Source organism: Mycobacterium sp. E796 (assembly GCF_001672815.1).
In the GTDB taxonomy this organism is placed as follows: Bacteria; Actinomycetota; Actinomycetes; order Mycobacteriales; family Mycobacteriaceae; genus Mycobacterium.
The window spans coordinates 1-18,988 of the sequence record NZ_LZKK01000017.1 but is presented as its reverse complement, the minus strand read 5'-3'; the positions used below and the strand labels follow the sequence as shown (position 1 = coordinate 18,988).

20 protein-coding genes and 1 tRNA gene are annotated in these 18,988 nt (G+C 67.3%); 12 read left to right on the top strand and 9 right to left on the bottom strand.

From position 1 onward, the window contains the following. The 4 genes from A5706_RS00985 to A5706_RS32790 form a co-directional block, all read left to right on the top strand. On the top strand, positions 1-227 hold a 227-nt coding region (locus A5706_RS00985; RefSeq protein WP_068126166.1), incomplete at its 5' end, for a DUF4193 family protein. Positions 228-280: 53 nt separating this feature from the next. Continuing rightward, positions 281-1,603, top strand: a complete 1,323-nt coding sequence (locus tag A5706_RS00980) for a cytochrome P450 (protein WP_197517714.1) — start codon at positions 281-283, stop codon at positions 1,601-1,603. A 59-nt stretch (positions 1,604-1,662) separates the two neighbouring features. Then, positions 1,663-2,256, top strand: coding sequence for a restriction endonuclease (locus tag A5706_RS00975; RefSeq protein ID WP_068126162.1), 594 nt, complete (start codon positions 1,663-1,665; stop codon positions 2,254-2,256). A 416-nt stretch (positions 2,257-2,672) separates the two neighbouring features. Then, on the top strand, positions 2,673-3,863 hold the full coding sequence (locus tag A5706_RS32790) for a hypothetical protein (protein WP_156766899.1): 1,191 nt from the start codon (positions 2,673-2,675) through the stop codon (positions 3,861-3,863). On the opposite strand, the gene A5706_RS00970 is transcribed toward A5706_RS32790, so the two are convergent. The 4 genes from A5706_RS00970 to ponA2 all read right to left on the bottom strand — a co-directional run bounded on the left by A5706_RS00970 (position 3,842) and on the right by ponA2 (position 8,550). Continuing rightward, positions 3,842-3,918 (bottom strand) — tRNA-Pro (locus A5706_RS00970). The genes A5706_RS32790 and A5706_RS00970 overlap by 22 nt on opposite strands. A gap of 53 nt (positions 3,919-3,971) precedes the next feature. After that, entirely contained in the window at positions 3,972-5,084 is a 1,113-nt protein-coding gene (locus A5706_RS00965; RefSeq protein ID WP_068126160.1) for a PLP-dependent cysteine synthase family protein, read from the bottom strand. Continuing rightward, positions 5,081-6,052, bottom strand: a complete 972-nt coding sequence (locus A5706_RS00960; RefSeq protein WP_068126158.1) for a metallophosphoesterase — start codon at positions 6,050-6,052, stop codon at positions 5,081-5,083. The genes A5706_RS00965 and A5706_RS00960 overlap by 4 nt, the downstream gene beginning before the upstream one ends. 71 nt (positions 6,053-6,123) lie before the next feature. Next, complete coding sequence (gene ponA2 / locus A5706_RS00955; RefSeq protein WP_068126155.1) at positions 6,124-8,550, bottom strand: transglycosylase/D,D-transpeptidase PonA2; 2,427 nt, start codon at positions 8,548-8,550, stop codon at positions 6,124-6,126. Positions 8,551-8,911: 361 nt separating this feature from the next. On the opposite strand from ponA2, the gene A5706_RS00950 reads away from it, so the two are divergent. Next, complete coding sequence (locus A5706_RS00950) at positions 8,912-9,262, top strand: WhiB family transcriptional regulator (protein ID WP_068108670.1); 351 nt, start codon at positions 8,912-8,914, stop codon at positions 9,260-9,262. 283 nt (positions 9,263-9,545) lie between these two features. Here A5706_RS00950 and A5706_RS00945 read toward each other — a convergent pair whose 3' ends face one another. After that, positions 9,546-10,700: an ArsA family ATPase gene (locus tag A5706_RS00945; RefSeq protein WP_068126153.1), complete on the bottom strand. Its 1,155-nt coding sequence runs from the start codon at positions 10,698-10,700 to the stop codon at positions 9,546-9,548. After that, on the bottom strand, positions 10,697-11,719 hold the full coding sequence (locus tag A5706_RS00940) for an ArsA family ATPase (protein WP_068126151.1): 1,023 nt from the start codon (positions 11,717-11,719) through the stop codon (positions 10,697-10,699). Before A5706_RS00940 ends, A5706_RS00945 begins: the two co-directional genes overlap by 4 nt. Positions 11,720-11,796: 77 nt before the next feature. Between A5706_RS00940 and A5706_RS32785 the strand changes: the two genes are divergently transcribed. Genes A5706_RS32785 through A5706_RS00930 form a run of 3 tightly spaced genes read left to right on the top strand, consistent with a single transcriptional unit; the run spans position 11,797 to position 13,216 of the window. Next, complete coding sequence (locus tag A5706_RS32785; RefSeq protein WP_073871548.1) at positions 11,797-11,958, top strand: DUF4177 domain-containing protein; 162 nt, start codon at positions 11,797-11,799, stop codon at positions 11,956-11,958. 2 nt (positions 11,959-11,960) lie between these two features. After that, complete coding sequence (locus A5706_RS00935; protein WP_068126149.1) at positions 11,961-12,416, top strand: RidA family protein; 456 nt, start codon at positions 11,961-11,963, stop codon at positions 12,414-12,416. A 5-nt stretch (positions 12,417-12,421) separates the two neighbouring features. Continuing rightward, on the top strand, positions 12,422-13,216 hold the full coding sequence (locus A5706_RS00930) for an MBL fold metallo-hydrolase (protein ID WP_068126148.1): 795 nt from the start codon (positions 12,422-12,424) through the stop codon (positions 13,214-13,216). Positions 13,217-13,286: 70 nt separating this feature from the next. Here A5706_RS00930 and crp read toward each other — a convergent pair whose 3' ends face one another. Both crp and A5706_RS00920 read right to left on the bottom strand, forming a co-directional pair. Beyond that, on the bottom strand, positions 13,287-13,961 hold the full coding sequence (crp, locus tag A5706_RS00925) for a cAMP-activated global transcriptional regulator CRP (RefSeq protein WP_036465140.1): 675 nt from the start codon (positions 13,959-13,961) through the stop codon (positions 13,287-13,289). 97 nt (positions 13,962-14,058) lie between these two features. After that, positions 14,059-14,454 carry a hypothetical protein gene (locus A5706_RS00920; RefSeq protein WP_068126146.1) on the bottom strand — a complete coding sequence of 132 codons (396 nt, stop codon included), beginning with the start codon at positions 14,452-14,454 and terminating at the stop codon, positions 14,059-14,061. Positions 14,455-14,615: 161 nt separating this feature from the next. Here A5706_RS00920 and nth point away from each other — a divergent pair, with 161 nt between their 5' ends. From nth to marP, 4 genes are read left to right on the top strand one after another with little or no spacing between them, the layout of a single operon-like run. Beyond that, entirely contained in the window at positions 14,616-15,296 is a 681-nt protein-coding gene (gene nth, locus A5706_RS00915; RefSeq protein WP_068126144.1) for an endonuclease III, read from the top strand. Between the two features lie 17 nt (positions 15,297-15,313). Further along, positions 15,314-15,952, top strand: coding sequence for a TlpA disulfide reductase family protein (locus A5706_RS00910; protein WP_068126142.1), 639 nt, complete (start codon positions 15,314-15,316; stop codon positions 15,950-15,952). Between the two features lie 50 nt (positions 15,953-16,002). Continuing rightward, on the top strand, positions 16,003-16,758 hold the full coding sequence (locus A5706_RS00905; protein WP_082964114.1) for a CoA pyrophosphatase: 756 nt from the start codon (positions 16,003-16,005) through the stop codon (positions 16,756-16,758). A gap of 11 nt (positions 16,759-16,769) precedes the next feature. Beyond that, a complete protein-coding gene (gene marP, locus A5706_RS00900; protein WP_142282171.1) occupies positions 16,770-17,963 on the top strand; it encodes an acid resistance serine protease MarP in 1,194 nt (397 codons plus the stop codon). On the opposite strand, the gene A5706_RS00895 is transcribed toward marP, so the two are convergent. Continuing rightward, positions 17,956-18,933 carry an alpha/beta fold hydrolase gene (locus A5706_RS00895; RefSeq protein ID WP_068126137.1) on the bottom strand — a complete coding sequence of 326 codons (978 nt, stop codon included), beginning with the start codon at positions 18,931-18,933 and terminating at the stop codon, positions 17,956-17,958. The genes marP and A5706_RS00895 overlap by 8 nt on opposite strands. Positions 18,934-18,988: the final 55 nt, after the last annotated feature.

Genomic DNA, 18,988 nt, shown 5'->3' with positions numbered 1-18,988 from the left:
TCGAACTCGCTGCCACCGGTACACCCACCGCGGTTGTCGACGAGGACCCCAACGATGTTGTCTTCTTCGAGCTGCCCGGCGCGGATCTTTCCGGCGAGGAATTGTCGGTGACGGTGATACCCCAGCGCTCCGACGAGTTCACGTGTTCGAGCTGCTTTCTGGTGCAGCACCGCAGCCGGTTGCGCCCCTCGAACTCGGGTCTCCCGGTCTGCGCAGACTGCGCGTAACGCCGTCGCGGGCGGCCTTGACCATCTAGGCCCGCCGTGTTTCGGTCGTCAGCGTGGCCTTGAGCCGTCCGCCCGGCTTGCCGGCTCCGCGCCTACTTCGGCCGGTGCTCGCCGCGGCGTATGCGGCCGCCTATCTTGCCGGCGGCGAGCGGCGGATGCTGGAGCTGATCCGCCGATACGGGCCGATCATGACCATGCCCGTGCTCAGCCTGGGCGACGTGGCGATCGTGTCCGACCCCGAGCTGGTCAAGCAGGTCTTCACCGCCCCGCCGGACGTGCTGCTCGGCGGTGAGGGCGTCGGACCGGCGGCGGCCATCTACGGCTCCGGGTCGATGTTCGTGCAGGAGGAACCGGAGCATCTGCGCCGCCGCAAGCTCTTGACGCCCCCGCTGCACGGCGCCGCGCTGAGCAGTTACGTACCGATCATGCAGAACTGCGCCCGCGCGGCGATGAACGGCTGGCCCGTTGACCGCCCGTTCGAAATGCTGAAGGCGGCGCGCGCGCTGACGCTGGACGTGATCGTCAGGGTCACCTTCGGTGTCGATGATCCCGAGGAGGTCCGCCGGCTCGGCCGGCCCTTCGAGCGCCTGCTAAACCTCGGTGTCTCAGAGCAATTGACCGTCCGCTACGCGCTCCGTCACCTCGGCGCGTTGAGGGTGTGGCCGCAGCGGGCGCGGGCCAACGACGAAATCGACGGCGTCGTCATGCCGCTCATCGCGCGCCGGCGAGAAGACCCCCGCCTGGGTGGGCAGCTCGACATCCTCTCGCTGCTGACGTGCGCCCGCGGCGACGACGGGGAACGACTGTCCGACAGCGAGATTCGCGACGACCTGATCACCTTGATGCTGGCGGGTCACGAGACCACCGCGACGACGCTGGCCTGGGTCTTCGACCTGCTGCTGCACCACCCCGACGCGCTACGACGGGTACAGAGCGAAGCCCTGAGCGGTGAGGAAGCCTTTACGACCGCGGTGATCCACGAGACGCTGCGGGTCCGGCCGCCGGCGCCCTTCACGGCACGCGTTGCGGCACAGCCGTTTCCGATCGGTGGCTACCTCGTCGAGGCCGGCACGCGCATCGTCGTCCACATCATCGCGATCAACCGCAACCCGCATACCTACGAACAACCCAACGAGTTCCGCCCGGAGAGATTCCTCGGCGCCCGACCCGAGACCTACGCGTGGGTCCCTTTCGGCGGCGGCGTCAAACGGTGTCTGGGCGCCGCGTTCTCGATGCGCGAGCTGATCACCGTGCTGCACACGCTGCTGCGCGAGGGGGAGTTCAGCGCCGTCGACGAGACGCCGGAGAGGATCGTGCGGCGCTCCATCATGCTCGCACCGCGCAATGGCACCAGGGTTCGGTTCCGCCTCCGCTGAATTGTCGTAGTCCTCCGCTACGTTCATCGCACGAGTCCGCATCGCCACCGTGGGGAGTCATGGAGATAATCGCCGGGTCCTTCCTGCTGGTGGGGTTCGCTCTCCCTTGGTATTTCACCCAGCACGCCACGGGCAGCGTGCCGGCGGGATTTGCGGCCGGTCTGGGCGGCCTGGCCCTGACCGTCGTCGCCCTGTTGTGGTTCGACGCTCGACGCGACCGGTACCGCGTCGGGCGGCGGGTAAGGCGGGACCTGCGATACGCGGCGTCGAACCTGGCGGCCATCGACCAAATGTCTGGCGTTGAATTCGAGGAATTCGTTGCGGCACAGCTTCGGACCGCGGGATGGAGCGTCGCGCACACCACCAGCACGGGTGATTACGGTGTGGATCTGATCGCGAAGCGGGACGGCGTTTGCATGGCGGTCCAATGCAAGCGGCAGGCCAAGGCCGTCGGGGTGGCCGCCGTCCAGCAGGTGGTCGCGGGCGCGCTGCAACACCGGTGCAACCAGACGGTGGTGGTGACCAACCAGGGTTTCACGAAGGCGGCCCGCCAGCTGGCCACGACCCACCGATGCCGCCTCGTCGGGCGGGAGCAGGTGCAGATCTGGGCGCGGGCCGATCGTCGGCGGGTCCAATCCGGACTGGAGGGCTAGCTGCCGGGTGCGGTCCCCGGCTGGCACCTACGTCGCAACCCAATTCTTCGGCGCCACCTTCGCGCGCATGGCCGACGGCGCCGCCGTCGTCGCGGAGATGCTCGACTGAGTGTTGAGCGCTAGCAAATTTGCTGGCGCTGTGGTGCGATGCAAGAACATTGTCAGCTACGACAGCGATATTCCATGGTGAGAGGGTTACGGTCAGGCGACTGGACGACGTTCTCCACGGCGGAACTTCTGCGTCGCCGAGGTAGGTATCACGTCGCTGAACACCGGCCGGTGAAGCGCCCCCCGACCCGATGCGCCGAGCTTTCCCTGATGAACGCGGCCGGGCTGTCTGTTGTCGATAGGTACCGGCGAATGCGCGCACCTCTGACGCGCTGGGTGTGGCGAACAGCCGGCTAAAGGAGGACGAAGTGCTTACCAGCAGCATGGCGGACGCATCTGACAAATGTAATTGGGACCAAATTCCTTGGAGTCTTACCGCGACATCAGCACCAAACGCGACCCTCGCAACCGTTCTGGCGGGGTTTATGATGTCGGTGATGGCCATCCTTCTCGGCAGGGAAGGGCCAGGGGAATTACGCGATATCAAGATCGCACACACGCTGGCTTTATTTGGATCGGGCGTGCTGATACTTGGCCTCGATGCTTTTCTGTTTGGGAACATAAGCGCATTGGTGGGACCGAAGGGATGTGCAATCGCCTGGACCGAGGCCATGCCGGCGACAAGCATGTTGATGGTGGGCGCATGCCTTATGGTTGCGGGCCTCGCGTGGGTACTAGCGCAATACTTCGTATCACAGGGCATCTGGGACGAGAAGTTCGACCGCAAGGTTAGGGCTCCTGGGGAACCTAAGCTCAAGTGGTCGACTAAATGGATACTTCGCCTTCCCGGAATCCTCACAGGAGCTGTAATTGTTACTACCGCGCCGCTGGTCATCCTGACTGTCCTTATGTATATCAACGTCATGGATACACAATTCCAGAGGCAGATCTCATTTTTCGGTTTTCGGCGTGGTCCATTATTTCTATTCCTACTTGTGTATGTAATCACAATCAGCTGGATTATCTCGCATAAAACTCGGTTGCTCATAGAGTATATCGATGCGCTTTTGATAAAGTCGAGTAATGGCCAGGGGAGGCGTGGGGAACATGGACGAACGGAACAATCATTGGAACTTGAAGAGCCTGAGGAATTAGAAGATAAAGATCCGGTCAAACTTAATTCGGACTTCGGTTTGCTCGCGGGTACTTTTGTCTCGGCGGTTGCACTGGCAGTCGTCGGTGCATTGTTCGCGGGTTTCGTAGGCGAGCATGGCCCGTTGGTTCACGCGGACGCTACACCGGGCGACTTTTGGATCTACTTCGGCATAGTTCTCGCACTGGTCCCAACTCTGATCCCGATTCTGATTGCACTAGCTGTGCCGTCGGCGCCCGAAGATTGGGCTCCTCCGAGATCACGCGCGATGCGCCTGTTTTACTGGTTGACGGGTTGGGGGAGGCGGTCGCTCCCGGGAGCAGGGAAGACTGAATCGCGCAACCCGCGAGCCGCAACCGCCGTCAGCGCCCATGAAAACAAAACTGGTCGGGGTGGCGGGATTTGAACCCACGGCCTCTTCGTCCCGAACGAAGCGCGCTACCAAGCTGCGCCACACCCCGCTTGAAGCCACGACAGCCTATCGCACCGGCACGCCGCCTGACGAAACCGCTGGCTATGGGCCAGACCAAGCGCAGCTGTGCTCGAATTCAGCCAGCGCCTCGGCGGGGCCGGTGGGATCGAGCCCCTGCGCGCTGACCCACTCGTCGCTGAAATAGGTGTCGGCGTAGCGCTCGCCGCTGTCGGCCAGGAGGGTGACCACCGACCCGCTGCTGCCCGCGGAGACCATCTCGGCGAGCAGCCCGAAGGCGCCCCAGAGGTTGGTACCCGTCGACGGCCCCACCCGGCGCCCCAGGACGGCGCTGACGTGGCGGGCGGCGGCGATGGACGCCGCGTCGGGCACAGCGACCATGCGGTCGACGACACCGGGCAGAAACGACGGCTCGACCCGCGGCCGGCCGATGCCCTCGATCCGCGAAGAGTTGGACATCACGATGTCGAAGCGGTCCTCGGCGTAGGCGGGAAAGAACGCGGAGTTCTCCGGGTCGACGACGCACAGCCGGGTCGCGTGGCGCCGGTAGCGGATGTAGCGGCCGATGGTCGCGCTGGTGCCGCCGGTGCCCGCGCCGACGACGATCCACTCCGGGACGGGGTGTCGCTCGTCGCGCATCTGCTCGTAGATCGACTCGGCGATGTTGTTGTTGCCGCGCCAGTCGGTGGCGCGTTCGGCGTTGGTGAACTGGTCCAGGTAGTGCCCACCGGTGTCCTTGGCGACGCGCTCGGCCTCGGCATACACCTGACTCGAGTCCGTCACGAAATGGCAACGGCCGCCCTGTGATTCGATCAGTTTGATCTTGGAGGCGCTGGTCGACGCGGGCATCACCGCGACGAACGGCAGCCCCAGCAGCGCCGCGAAGTACGCCTCCGACACCGCCGTCGAACCCGAGGACGCCTCGACGACGGTGGTGCCCTCGCCGATCCAGCCGTTGCACAGCGCGTACAGAAACAAGGAGCGCGCCAGCCGGTGCTTGAGGCTGCCGGTGATGTGCGTGCTCTCGTCCTTAAGGTACAGCGCGACGTCCGCGTCGTTGCACCACGCCGACGGCAGGGGATAGCGCAACAGATGGGTGTCGGCGCTGCGCCGCGCGTCGGCCTGGATCAGCCGGATCGCATCGTCCGTCCAGCTTCGTGGCAGGGTGCGGACCGCGATCCGGGTCCGGCCGCTCAACGCACCGAAGCGGTCGGCTGTGAACGGCTCAGGTCGCTGGTGGAATCACGGTCGCCCATCGGGCTGGCGATCAGAGTCAGCAGGGTCGCCTCGGGCCTGCAGCAGAATCGCACGGGCGCAAACGGCGAGGTGCCTATCCCGGCGGAGACGTGCAGCGCCATGTTCGCGCCCCAGCGCGACGGTCCCTTGGCCCGCGAGCGGTCCAGGCCGCAGTTGGTCACCAGGGCGCCGTAAAACGGCAGACACAGCTGCCCGCCGTGCGTGTGCCCGGCCATCACCAGCTGGTAGCCGTCGGCGGCGAAGCGATCCAGCACCCGCGGCTCGGGGGAGTGCGTCAAACCGAGCCGCAGGTTCGCGGCCGGGCTGGCCGGCCCCGCGATCGCGTCGTAGCGGTCCCGGTCGATGTGCGGGTCGTCCACGCCCGCGGCCGCGATGTGCAGGCCGGCCACCTCGAACTCGCGACGAGTGTGCGTCAGGTCGAGCCAGCCGCGCTCGGTGAACGCCGCCCGCAGGTCCTGCCAGGGCAGCGGCTCACCGCGGACCCGGTGCGACGGGTTGGTCAGGTAGTTCAGCGGGTTCTTCAGGCGGGGCCCGAAGTAGTCGTTGCTGCCGAAGACGAAGACGCCCGGCCGCGACAGCAGGTCCCCCAGCGTCTGCACCACCGCGGGCACCGCCTTGGGGTGCGCCAGGTTGTCGCCGGTGTTGACGACGAGGTCGGGCTCCCAGGCAGCCAGCTCGCGCAACCAGGCCTGCTTGCGGCGCTGGTTGGGCGTCATGTGCAGGTCGCTGATGTGCAGCACCCGCAGCGGGGTGGAGCCCGGTGACAGGACGGGCATGGTTATCTCGCGCAGGACGAACGCGTTGCGCTCGACGAGCGAGGCGTAACCGATGCCGGCCAGGGTTGAGCCGAGCGCGACAGCACCGGCGCGCATCAGGACGGGCAGGGCACTCGGGCGAACGTCAGCCATGCAGGAAGCCTACTGCCGGTTGCGGTCTCGAGGCGTATAGCTTGCGCCACAAGTCCCTTTTTGCCGGCCGGCTACGGCGGGGGCGCCCCGGGCGGGGGCGGCGGTGCCAGCAGCGGAATCGTGATCGGCGGCAGGCCGGGAATCTCGACCACCTGCGACCCGACCACCGGTGGGCCGCCCTCGGGCGGTGGCGGTGGCGCCGGCGGGATGCCGTTGCTGACCTGGATCGTGATGATCGAGCCCGGAATCGTCTGGCCGGACGGTGACGTTCCGACCACCTCCCCCGCCTTCGCGCTGCTGTTCACGGAGTTGGTTTGGTCGGCGACCGGGAAGCCCGCCTCCTTGATGCGCTGGCGTGCCGCGTCGACGTCCAGGCCGGTGACGGCCGGCACCCGCGACGCGGGGGAGCCCTCGACGTAGCGGGGGTCGGTCGGCGGCAGCTTCACCTCGCCGAAATTGTTGGCGATCGGTTTCATCGCGGTGAACCAGGTGCGCGCCGGCTCGTTTCCGCCGTAGAGATCCCCCTCGCCGCAGTGACGCAGCGGGGCGGAGCACAAATCCGTCGGGTTGGGTGAGTCGTCGTAGATGTAGTTGGCCGCCGCGTAGTGGCTGGTGAAACCGACGAATGCGGAGGATCTGTGCGCCTCGGTGGTGCCGGTCTTCGCGGACACCGGCAGGTCCCAGCCCGCCGCGCCGGCCGAGCCGGCCGCCGTGCCGCTGCCGACGGCGTCCTTGCTCATCGCGTTGGCCATCGTGTTGGCCAGGCCCTCGGGCACCACCTGATCGCAGGTCTCGGTCGTCACCGAGACCTCGTTACCGTTGCGGTCGATCAGCTTGTCGATCGGGTTCGGCGGGCACCACACGCCGCCGGAGGCCAGGGTGGCGGCGACGTTGGACAACTCCAGCGCGTTCACCTCGATCGGGCCGAGGGTGAACGAGCCGATGTTTTGCCGCTTGACGAAGTCGGCCAGGCTCTCGTTGCTGTCGCGGTTGTAGTCGCGCGCGGTGCCGGGATCGGCGTAGGACCGCAGTCCGAGCTTGATCGCCATGTCCACCGTCCGGGTCACGCCGACCTGCTGGATCAGCTTGGCGAACGCGGTGTTGGGCGAGGTGGCCAGCGCGTCGGTCACGTTCATCGAGCCCCGGTAGTTACCCGCGTTGACGACGCACCAGGTGTCCTTCGGGCAGCCCTTGGCCCCGCCGCTGCCCATGCCCTTGGCCTGGAACCGGCCCGGCACCTCGAGCGTGGCGTTGATGCCCATGCCCATGTCCAGCGCCGCGGCGGTGGTGAAGATCTTGAAGACCGAGCCGGCGCCGTCGCCGACCAGGGAGAACGGTTGCGGTCGCATCGTCTCGCCGGCGTCGAGGTTCAAGCCGTAGGTGCGGTTGCTGGCCATCGCCATCACGTGGTGGGAGGTCTTGCCCGGCTCGATGACGCTCATGACGCTCGAGATGCCCGGCAGGGTCGGGCTCGCGAACTTGTCGATGGCCGCCTTGACCGGAATCTGCACGTCCGGGTCCAACGTGGTGCGGATCAGATAGCCGCCCCGGGCCACCTGTTCCTTACTGATCCCAGCGCGCGACAGGTACTCCTGGACGTAGTCGCAGAAGAAGGCGCGGTCGCCGGCCGCGATGCAGCCGCGAGGCAGCTCGTTGGGTTGGGGCAGCACCCCCAGCGGCGTGGCCTTGGCGGCCCGCAGGGCGTCGGCCTCCTGGGGCAGGTTCTGAATCATGGTGTCGAGGACCAGGTTCCGTCGGGCCAGCGCGCCGTCGGGGTTGGTGTACGGGTTGAGCGCGCTGGTCGACTGCACCATGCCGGCGAGCAGGGCCGCCTGCTGCCAGTTCAGGTCCGAGGCGTTGATGCCGAAGTAGGTCTGGGCCGCGTCCTGGACCCCGAACGAACCGTTGCCGAACGACACCAGGTTCAGATAGCGCGTCAGGATCTCCGGCTTGGTGAAGGTCTTGTCGAGCGTGAGCGCCATCCGGATCTCGCGCAGCTTTCGCGCCGGGGTGGTTTCCACCGCCGCGCGCTTCTCGGCGTCGGTTTGGGCGGTCACCAGCAGCTGGTAGTTCTTGATGTACTGCTGTTCGATGGTCGAGCCGCCGCGGGTGTCGACGTCGCCGGACGCATAGCCGGCGAGCCCCGTCAAGGTGCCCTTCCAGTCCACCCCGTTGTGGTCCGCGAAGCGCTTGTCCTCGATCGAGACGATCGCCAGTTTCATGGTGTTGGCGATCTTGTCGGTGGGCACCTCAAAGCGGCGCTGAGAGTAGAGCCACGCGATGACATTGCCCTTCTTGTCGACCATCGTCGACACCGCGGGCACCTCACCCTGCGTCAGCTGGGCGGACCCGTTGGCGACGACCTCAGAGGCCCGGTTGGACATCAGCCCGATCCCACCCGCGAGCGGAAACATCAGGGCCGTGGCGACGACGCTGGCCAACAAACAGCACCCCGCGAGCTTGAGAACCGTGAGTGCGGCCGGGGGGCGGTCTGACATGCGTTCTAGGGTAGCCGCCCCCGCTCACCTGACCACGCCACGAGTTGGCCCAAAGCCCTCCCACACCGTGACCAGCGAACTTACGATGGGGCTCGGAAAAAAATTTTCGGTTCCGTCACGGGTCAGCCACCGGGGTGAAGTGCGCGAGGCCTCGCTCGGCATTATCCTTTTCGGTAAGGCTGCACGCCCGTCCCAAAAAAAGCGTTATCAGACTGTTGCGCAATTGCCACCTGACCACCTAACTTAGACACACGGTGAGATTCAGATAACACCGAATTGCATGGTGTGGCGTAGATCGCAGCAAGGGTCTGCACCTGAGGAGGGCGGCCGCGACCAGCGGTCGGAAGGAAGGGAACAGCTCGTGTCAGGTTCACGGCCGGCCGCACGTCGAACGAACATTGCGGCTGCTCAGGGCGTCTTGCGTAGTGTCGACGCCGAGGAACGGATCGCGTGGGTTTCGAAGGCGCTGTGTCGGACTACTGACCCCGATGAACTGTTTGTTCGGGGCGCCGCCCAGCGCAAGGCGGCGGTGATCTGCCGCCACTGCCCGGTGATGCAGGAGTGCGGGGCGGATGCGTTGGACAACAAGGTCGAGTTCGGGGTGTGGGGCGGCATGACCGAGCGTCAGCGCCGGGCGCTGCTCAAGCAGCATCCGGAAGTCGTCTCCTGGCAGGACTTCTTCGACAAGCGCCGCGGCCGCACCGCCGGCTGATTCGAGATTTCTGACCAAGCTCTCGGCCGTGGGCAAACTAACGGCTCTGAAAATAACCGTTTTCGTGATTACATAACTGTTACAGCCCTAAGCGGTGCTCTTAATTGGACTGTGTTCAATATAAAACTGGCTCGTGTTGAATACGAGCTGGCTTGTGCCCAATAGAAATTCGACAGCAACGAGCCCACAGGAGCCCTCCGGGAATCGCTCGTGTCAAATAGCGTCCGCAAGCGTCTGACCGGCGTGTGCCCAACAGATTGATTCGCTCACCGAGCGCGCGTTCTCAGCCGCTCGCCGCGCGGGCCGCCTCGTCGCCGGGGGCGGTGATCTGATCGGCGAGCGCCCGCAGCGCGTCGAGATCGGAAACGTCGAACGGCAGCGACGGAACCCCGATGACCGGGACATGTGGGTGGGCGCCGGTGAAACGGGAGAGCAGCCTGACCTCGCGTTTGGCGGTTTGTGCCCGGTCGGCGTGGATCTTCAGCACGGCGGAAGCCAGCGCGGCGGCCTCGGAATCGGCGGCTTCGAGCGTCTCGCTTCCGTCGATGGCCCGTTCGACCGGCAGCGAGCACAGCGTCGGGTGGGTGCGGTTGAGGACGAGCCCCGCGAGCGGCATGCCCTCTTGCGACAGCCGGTCGACGAAGAAGGCCGCCTCGCGCAGCGCGTCGGGTTCGGCGGCCGACACCACGACGAACTGCGTGCCGCGTCTCTTCAGCAGCGAGTAGGTGCGGTCGGCCTTTTCCCGCCAACCGCCGAAGGTCGATTCCAGTGATTGCACGAATGAACCGATGTCGCTGAGCAATTGTGAGCCCATGATCGTGGACATGCCCTTCATCGCCAAACCCATTGCGCCGGTGACCAATCGGCCGATGCCGCGGCCGGGTGCGAGCAGCAGCCGCCACAGCCGGCTATCCATGAAGCTGCCCAACCGTTTCGGCGCATCCAGGAAGTCCAGCGCGTTGCGCGACGGCGGGGTGTCCACGACGATGAGGTCCCAGCGGTCCTGGCTCAGCAACTGGCCGAGCTTCTCCATCGCCATGTACTCCTGCGTGCCGGCAAGCGATGTGGCAACCGTCTGGTAGAACTGGTTGTTCAGCAACGCCTCTGCCCGCTCGGGGCCGGAATACTGCATCACCATCTCGTCGAAGGTGCGGCGCATGTCGAGCATCATCGCGTGCAGCTCGCCGGGCACTTCGGGCGCCAACGGCACCCGCTGCGGGGTGTTGCCGAGGTCGTTGACCCCGAGCGCCTGCGCCAGCCGCTTGGCCGGGTCGATCGTCAAAACGCATACCGTGCGGCCGTATTCGGCGGCGCGCATCGCCATCGCGGCCGCGGTGGTCGTCTTGCCCACCCCGCCGGCGCCGCAGCACACCACCACCCGATTGGATCGGTCGGCCAGGATCGCGGCCATATCAAGGGTTTTCGTCGTGACGCTCATCGGACTCCCTGCTGCGCAAGAGTTTCCGACAGCTCATACAGGCTGCCGAGGTCGATGCCATCGGAAATCGCCGGCAGCTCCAGGCGCGGGACCTTCAACGCGTCGAGTTGTTGCGCCGTCTCGGCCCGCGCGGTGATCCGGGTCGCATGCTGAATGGTCTCGGTCAGCAGGCCCGCAAAGTCGGTGTCGCCAAGCTTGATTCCCGCCATTTGCAGGCCGGACCGCACGGAGTCCGCGTCCACGTCCCCCTCGGCGGCCTTCGCCAGATCGCGCGGCTCCAGGAACGACGGGATGTTGCGGTTCACGATTACGCTGCCGATCGGCAGCTCCATCTCGGCGAGCTCCTCGATGGCCTCGAGCGTTTCCTGCACCGGCAGCGCCTCTAGCAACGTGACCAGATGGATGGCGGTCTGATCGGAGTGCAACAGCCTCACCACACCCTCGGATTGCGAGTGCACCGGCCCACCCTTGGCCAGGTCGGACACCGCCTTGGTGACGTCGAGGAAGCGCGCGATGCGGCCCGTCGGCGGCGCGTCGACGACCACCGCGTCATAGACCGGGTTCTTGGCCCCCTTTTCGAGGCGGACCACCGACTCCTTGATCTTGCCGGTGAGCAGCACGTCGCGCAGGCCGGGCGCGATCGTCGTCGCGAACTCGATGGCGCCGATGCGTCGCATCGCCCGGCCCGCGATGCCCAGGTTGTAGAACATGTCCAGGTATTCCAGGAACGCGGCCTCGATGTCGATCGCGAGCGCGTTGACCTGCCCGCCGCGCTCGGCGGTGGCGATCTTGACCTCCTCGTAGGGCAGCGGCGGGACGTCGAAGAGTTGCGCAATCCCTTGGCGCCCTTCGACTTCGACGAGCAGGACCTTGCGGCCGCCCGCCGCCAGCGTCAGGGCGAGCGCGGCCGCGACCGTCGACTTACCCGTCCCGCCTTTTCCGGTCACGAAATGTAAGCGCGCCTTCGACAGGCGGGCGGGCCAACCGACGAAACTACCGCCGCTTCCAGTGGATGCCACCTTCGCATGCTAGCCCGACCGCCGCACCGCCCTTGGGCTGGCCAGAGCCCTGGAAAGCTGACCGATAAGCTCGCGTCATGAGCCAACCCATCGCATGGGAATACGTCACGGTCCCGCTGTTGACGCACGCCACCAAACAGATCCTCGACCAGTGGGGCGCCGACGGCTGGGAGTTGGTGTCCGTGCTGCCCGGGCCCACCGGCGAGCAGCACGTCGCATATTTGAAGCGCCCCAAGTAGAGATGGGCGCGTCGGCCCGGCTCGGGCAGCTCGGCCTCACGCTTCCCGAGGTGGTTGCGCCGTTGGCCTCGTACGTTCCCGCGGTGCGCACCGGCAACCTGGTCTACACCTCGGGCCAGCTGCCGATGGAGGGCGGGCAGCTCCCCCGGACCGGCAAGGTCGGCGCCGAGGTCAGCCCCGAGGACGCCAGGTCGCTGGCGCGGATCTGCGCGCTCAACGCGCTGGCTGCCGTGCATTCGCTGGTGGGCATCGACGCCGTCGCGCGGGTGGTCAAGGTCGTCGGGTTCGTTGCGTCGGCTCCGGGTTTCAACGGGCAGCCCAGCGTCATCAACGGGGCCTCCGACCTGCTCGGCGAGGTGTTCGGCGACCAAGGCGCCCACGCGCGCTCGGCGGTCGGGGTGTCCGAGCTGCCGCTGGACGCGCCCGTGGAAGTGGAGCTGATTGTGGAGGTCGACTGACGGCCGTGACCGAGACCGCCGAGTCGCTGACCCATCCCGCATACGGCAGGCTGCGGGCGGTCACCGACACTGCCTCGGTGCTGTTGGCCGACAACCCGGGCCTGATGACGCTGGAGGGCACCAACACCTGGGTGCTGCGCGGCCCGGGCAGCGACGAGCTGGTGATCGTGGATCCCGGCCCCGACGACGACGAGCACATCGCACGGATCGCCGCGCTGGGCCGCATCGCGCTGGTACTGATCAGCCACCGGCACGGCGACCACACCGACGGCATCGACAAGCTGGTCGAGCTGACCGGCGCGACGGTTCGGTCCGCGGGCAGCGGATTCCTCCGCGGCCTGGGCGGTCACCTGACCGACGGCGAAGTGATCGATGCGGCCGGCCTCAAGATCAAGGTGATGGGGACGCCCGGCCACACCGCCGACTCGCTGTCGTTCCTGCTCGACGATGCCGTGCTGACCGCGGACACCGTGCTGGGCCGCGGCACCACCGTCATCGACAAGGAGGACGGCAGCCTGGCCGACTACCTCGAATCGCTGCGGCGGCTACATGGTTTGGGCCGGCGCACGGTGCTGCCCGGGCACGGCCCGCAGCTGGCCGACCTGGAATCCGTCGCGGCGGGCTACCTGACGCACCGGCACGAACGCCTGGAGCAGGTCCGCGCCGCGCTACGGGATCTCGGTAACGAGGCCACCACGCGCGAGATCGTCGAGTACGTCTATGTCGACGTCGACGAGAAGCTCTGGGACGTGGCCGAATGGTCGGTGCAAGCGCAACTGGACTACCTGCGTACTCGGTAGCGCGAGCAGACGCAAAAGCGCCTTTTCGCTCGGCGTGTCGGGGGCTTTTGCGTCTGGTCGGCGGGGAACGCTATCGGGCGCGCCGCGCGAGCCGCTCCGAGTCCGAGATCAGCACGCTCTTGCCCTCCAGCCGGATCCAGCCGCGGTGGGCGAAATCGGCCAGGGCCTTGTTGACGGTCTCCCGCGAAGCGCCCACCAGTTGGGCGATCTCCTCTTGGGTGAGGTCGTGGGTGACCCGCATCGCGCCACCCTCCTGGGTGCCGAACCGCTGTGCCAGCTGCAGCAGCTGCTTGGCCACCCGGCCGGGCACGTCGGTGAAGATGAGGTCGGCCAGGTTGTTGTTGGTCCGCCGCAGCCGTCGGGCAAGGACCCGCAGCAGTTGCTCGGCGATTTCCGGGCGATCCGCGATCCACGCCCGCAGCGCGTCGCGGTCCATCGATACGGCCCGAACTTCGGTGATGGTGGTCGCGCTGGAAGTACGCGGGCCGGGGTCGAAGATTGACAACTCGCCGAACATGTCCGACGGGCCCATGATCGTCAGCAGATTCTCGCGGCCGTCCGGCGAGCGCCGACCGATCTTGACCTTCCCCGAAACGATGATGTACAGCCGGTCGCCCGGTTCCCCCTCGGCGAAAACCGTGTGCCCGCGCGGGAAGTCGACGGGTTGCAATTGCTTGGTCAGCGCGGTGACCGCGCCGGGCTCAACCCCTTGGAAGATTCCTGCCCTTGCCAGGATCTCGTCCACCGTTGCCTCTTCAGCTTCCACTTGTGATACGGGCAGGCCAACCCTGCCCCGTGTGACGTAAGTCTAGAGGTAGGCCAATTGTGTCCAACGTGCCACGCTACACACGATCGACGTGTCTAGTCCCCCTAAATTGCGGATTGACACGCGAATGGGCCGGTATCCGCGTCGGTAGACCGGCCTGATCGCGGTCACCCACGGCGGTGGCAAACACCGGCTTGGCGTGCCGCGGTCCGATCGCCGGTTGCGCCGGCGGTGAATCCGCGGGCCGCAGGGCCTGGCGCCGGTGCAGGTATTCCAGCGCCTCCGGCATGCCTTCGCGGGCCAGCGTGTGCACGTCGACGGCCTCGGCGTACTCGAGGAATTCGTCGACATCGGTCACCGAGACGGTGTCTTGCGACAGGTCGGATTCCAGCCGCCCCAGACCGAACGTCACGAGCATCAACAGCCCGGGAACGCACGCCACCAGCAACCATGACACAGGGAAAGTAAACATGGCTTAGGTCTCAGCCAGATCACGAAATCAGTACTCTGTCGTAGGTGACAGCGGCAAAGGCATCCGGACCCTCGAAGTCAACGCCTCCCGCTTCGGACGGTGTCGTCACCGATCGCTGGTCCAAAGAGACGCGAGTGGGATTGGTGCGACGGGCGCGGCGAATGAATCGCGCACTGGCGCAAGCATTTCCGGACGCCCACTGCGAGCTGGACTTCACGACGCCGCTGGAGCTGACGGTGGCCACCATCCTTTCGGCGCAGAGCACCGACAAGCGGGTCAACCTGACCACGCCGGCGTTGTTCAAGCGATACCGCTCCGCGCTGGATTACGCGCAAGCCGACCGCGACGAGCTGGAAAACCTCATCCGCCCCACCGGTTTCTTCCGTAACAAGGCCTCGTCGCTGATCGGGCTGGGGCAGGCCCTCGTCGAGCGGTTCGACGGCGAGGTGCCGTCGACCATGGCCGAGCTTGTCACCCTGCCCGGGGTGGGCCGCAAGACCGCCAACGTCATCCTCGGCAACGCCTTCGACATCCCGGGAATCACCGTCGACACCCATTTCTCGCGCTTGGTGCACAGATGGCGATGGACCATCGAAAAGGATCCGGTCAAGATCGAGCACGCGGTCGGCGAGCTGATCGAACGCCGCGAGTGGACCATGCTCAGCCACCGCGTCATCTTTCACGGCCGCCGGGTCTGCCACGCCCGCAAACCGGCGTGCGGCGCCTGCATCCTCGCCAAGGACTGCCCGTCCTTCGGGCTGGGCCCCACCGAACCGCTGCTCGCCGCGCCCCTCGTCCAGGGCCCGGAAACCGAGCACCTGCTGGCCCTGGTGGGGCTCTAATACCGGGGCGCGCGACGTTGACCCGGACAACCCGGTGGACCATCGCGATCCTGGCGGTGGTGGCGGCGTTGATCGCTGCGCTGGTGGCTTCGCTGCACGACGATTCGGCACCGACCACGACGACCGCGCCGCCTGCCCCCCGCGAGCACCGCGACGCCGACACACCCGCCGCGCTGGCGGGTCCGCGCCAGCGCGCCAACCTGCCGCCGTGTCCGACCCCCGGCGGCGGCCCCGGCCCGGCGGCGCTGCGCGGCGTCTCGGTGGAATGCGCCGCCGACGGTTCTGCCGTCGACGTCGCCCGCGCGCTGGCCGGGCACCGGGTGGTCCTCAACCTCTGGGCGTATTGGTGCGCGCCGTGCGCGGCCGAACTTCCCGCGATGGCGGAGTATCAGCGGCGGGTCGGGTCGGAGGTGATGGTGGTGACGGTCCACCAGGACGAGAACGAGACGGCCGGGTTACTGCGATTGGCGGAGTTGGGTGTTCGGCTGCCGACGCTGCAGGACGGCCGTCGTCGGGTCGCTGCCGCGCTGCGTGTGGTAAATGTGATGCCTGCGACGGTCGTCCTCCGGCCGGACGGTAGCGTTGCGCAGATGCTGCCGCGGCCTTTCGCCAGTGCCGACGAGATCGCCGCTGCGGTCGGAAACGACGCGGGATAGGCAGATTGACTGGACCGAGGGAGGCGCCGGTGAGTTCAGCCATCCCGCTGATGCCCGACGTGTCTCCGCCCTGGTTGCGTCCGCTGGTGGACAACGTAGGTCAGATCCCCGAGGCGTACCGGCATCGGCTGCCGGCCGGCGTGCTGGCGATGGTGACCGCGTCCAAGGCGGCGGCATCGATGGCGTCATTCCTCGGTGACGACCGCGAGGCGGCGGTGCTGGTGTTGTTTTCGGGTCCCGAGTCCGGCCCGGCCGACGGCGGTGTGCCCGACGATGCCGACCTGTTGCTGACCGTGCGGGCCTCGACATTGCGCCACCACGCGGGCCAGGCGGCCTTTCCCGGCGGCGCCTCGGATCCTGGCGACGACGGCCCGGTGGCCACCGCGCTGCGCGAGGCGCAGGAGGAGACCGGGATCGACGTCAGCCGGCTGCGTCCACTCGCCACGATGGAACGGACTTTCATCGCGCCGTCGCGGTTCCACGTCGTCCCCGTGTTGGCGTATTCGCCGGATCCGGGGCCGGTGGCCGTCGTCGACGAGACCGAAACGGCAATCGTGTCGCGGGTTCCGGTGCGCGCCTTCATCAATCCGGAGAACCGGCTCATGGTGTACCGGGGCAACCTCGGCCGCCGCTGGGCCGGCCCGGCGTTTCTGTTGAATCAGATGCTGGTATGGGGATTCACCGGCCAGGTGATCTCCGCGGTGCTGGATGTCGCCGGCTGGGCTCGGCCGTGGGACACCACGAAGATCCTGGAGCTGGACGAGGCGATGGTGTTGGTCGGCGACACGGGCGGCCCCCGTCGATGAACATGAATTCGATGACGCCGTCGCAGTGGCTCGACATCGCCGTGCTGGCAGTCGCTTTCATCGCGGCGATCTCGGGCTGGCGTTCGGGGGCGCTGGGCTCGCTGCTGTCGTTCGTCGGCGTGCTGCTCGGCGCCATCGCGGGCGTGCTGCTGGCGCCGCACATCGTCAGCCACATTGCCGCGCCGCGCGCCAAGCTGTTCACCGCGCTGTTCTTGATCCTCGCGCTGGTGGTCGTCGGTGAGGTCGCCGGCGTTGTGCTGGGGCGGGCCGTTCGCGGCGCGATCCACAGCCGCGCGATCCGAACCGTCGACTCGGTCATCGGCGTCGGCGTCCAGCTGGTGGTGGTGTTGACCGCCGCGTGGCTGCTGGCCACCCCGCTGACCCAGTCCAAGGACCAGCCCGAACTGGCCGCCGCGGTCCGCGGTTCGCGGGTGCTCGCGCAGGTCAATGAGGTCGCGCCGCCCTGGCTCAAGACGGTGCCCAAGCGCCTCTCGGCGCTGTTGAACACCTCCGGGCTGCCCGCGGTGCTCGAGCCGTTCAGCCGCACCCCGGTGATTCCAGTCGCGTCGCCCGATCCGGCCCTGGCCACCAACCCGGTGGTGACGAACGCCGCGCCGAGCGTGGTCAAGGTGCGCAGCCTCGCGCCCAGCTGCCAAAAGGTGTTGGAGGGCAGTGGATTCGTGGTCGCGCCCGATCGGGTGATGACCAACGCGCACGTGGTGGCCGGGTCCAACAGCGTCCAGATCTACGCCAGCGGCAGCCCCCTCGACGCGACCGTGGTCTCCTATGACCCGTCGGTCGACATCGCAATCCTCGCCGTCCCGAACCTGCCGCCGCCGCCGTTGGCGTTCGCCCAGGGCGAGGCGAAAAGCGGCGAAAGCGTTGTGGTGCTGGGCTATCCGGGCGGCGGCAACTTCACCGCCACCCCGGCCCGGATCCGCGAGGCCATCAGGCTCAGCGGCCCTGACATCTACCGGGATCCGGCGCCGGTCACCCGCGACGTGTACACCATCAGAGCCAGTGTGGAGCAAGGCAATTCGGGCGGTCCGCTGATCGACCTCAACGGCCGCGTACTCGGCGTCGTGTTCGGCGCCGCCGTCGACGACCCCGACACCGGCTTCGTGTTGACCGCCGACGAGGTGTCCAGCCAGCTCTCCAAGATCGGCGACACCCAGCAGGTCGCCACCGGGTCCTGCGTCAGCTGACGGGACGCCCGTACACCAGCTCGAGGAACTTCATCAGGTGCCGGTTGATCTCCTCGGGCGCCTCTTCGTGGCTGAAATGTCCTGCGCCGGTGACGGATAAGTAGCGACCGTGGGGGGCGTAGCGCTGGGTTCGGTCCACCGGGTCGGCGAGCACGTACGGATCGGCGTCACCGCGCAGATGCAGCAGCGGCAGGCCCAGTTGCCGGTTCATCGACTTCATGAACCGCCGGCCCTCGCCGCGCAGCTGGCTGCGCACCGCCCAGCGCTGGTATTCCAGCGCGGAGTGCGCGGCCGCCGGAATCCGAATGGCCGTCCGCAGGTGCCGGACGGTCTGTGAAAAATCCTCGGAAGCAACCCATTTGGGGCAGCTCCGGCTCCGGACGAGGCGCTCGATCTCCGCGGCGTCGTGCCGGGTCAACAGCCGCTCCGGCCAGATGGGCAGCTGGTATAGCAGCAGGGTCGGCAACAGCGCGTAGCCCTGGTCGCGCCGGGTCAGGGTGGAGCGCCGCAGCGCCGCCGGGTGCGGCGAGCTGATCAGCGCGATGGCACGCACCAGTCGCGAATGCAGCAGCGCGGTAGCCCAGCAGGCCAGCCCGCCGTCGGCGTGGCCGACCAGCGTCGCCGACGAGTGCCCCAGCGCGCGGATGAGCCCGGCGGTGTCGCCGGCCAGCGTCCAGCCGTCGTAGCCGCGGGGCGGTTTGTCGCTGCCGCCGTAGCCGCGCAGGTCGACCGCGACCACGCGGGCCCCGGTCAGCCCGCGCAGCTGATGGCGCCAGGACCACCAGAACGATCCGAAACCGTGCAGCAGCATCACCAGCGGCCGCGCGGTCGCCGGCTGCGCGGGCGGAACGCCGTCACCTTGTCCGTCGGGCAGGGCCTCGACGACGTGGAATCGGATCCCGTTGGCGTGCACGTCGAGGTGCCGCCACGGCCCGTCGATGCGGGTGACCGACGGATCTGGTGCCGGCATCTACCAACCCGAGGGGTCCGCGGGCTTTTCGTGCCTGCCGCCGCCGGACTCGGTG

Bases quoted from the DNA above. Each gene is read 5' to 3' on its own strand.
- A5706_RS00920 (WP_068126146.1), bottom strand. From the start codon at position 14,454: ATGTTTACTTTCCCTGTGTCATGGTTGCTGGTGGCGTGCGTTCCCGGG.
- nth (WP_068126144.1), top strand. From the start codon at position 14,616: ATGAATCGCGCACTGGCGCAAGCATTTCCGGACGCCCACTGCGAGCTG.
- ponA2 (WP_068126155.1), bottom strand. From the start codon at position 8,550: ATGTCAGACCGCCCCCCGGCCGCACTCACGGTTCTCAAGCTCGCGGGG.
- A5706_RS00945 (WP_068126153.1), bottom strand. From the start codon at position 10,700: ATGAGCGTCACGACGAAAACCCTTGATATGGCCGCGATCCTGGCCGAC.
- A5706_RS00895 (WP_068126137.1), bottom strand. From the start codon at position 18,933: ATGCCGGCACCAGATCCGTCGGTCACCCGCATCGACGGGCCGTGGCGG.
- A5706_RS00935 (WP_068126149.1), top strand. From the start codon at position 11,961: ATGGGCGCGTCGGCCCGGCTCGGGCAGCTCGGCCTCACGCTTCCCGAG.
- A5706_RS00975 (WP_068126162.1), top strand. From the start codon at position 1,663: ATGGAGATAATCGCCGGGTCCTTCCTGCTGGTGGGGTTCGCTCTCCCT.
- A5706_RS32785 (WP_073871548.1), top strand. From the start codon at position 11,797: ATGAGCCAACCCATCGCATGGGAATACGTCACGGTCCCGCTGTTGACG.
- marP (WP_142282171.1), top strand. From the start codon at position 16,770: ATGACGCCGTCGCAGTGGCTCGACATCGCCGTGCTGGCAGTCGCTTTC.
- A5706_RS00960 (WP_068126158.1), bottom strand. From the start codon at position 6,052: ATGGCTGACGTTCGCCCGAGTGCCCTGCCCGTCCTGATGCGCGCCGGT.
- A5706_RS00905 (WP_082964114.1), top strand. From the start codon at position 16,003: ATGCCCGACGTGTCTCCGCCCTGGTTGCGTCCGCTGGTGGACAACGTA.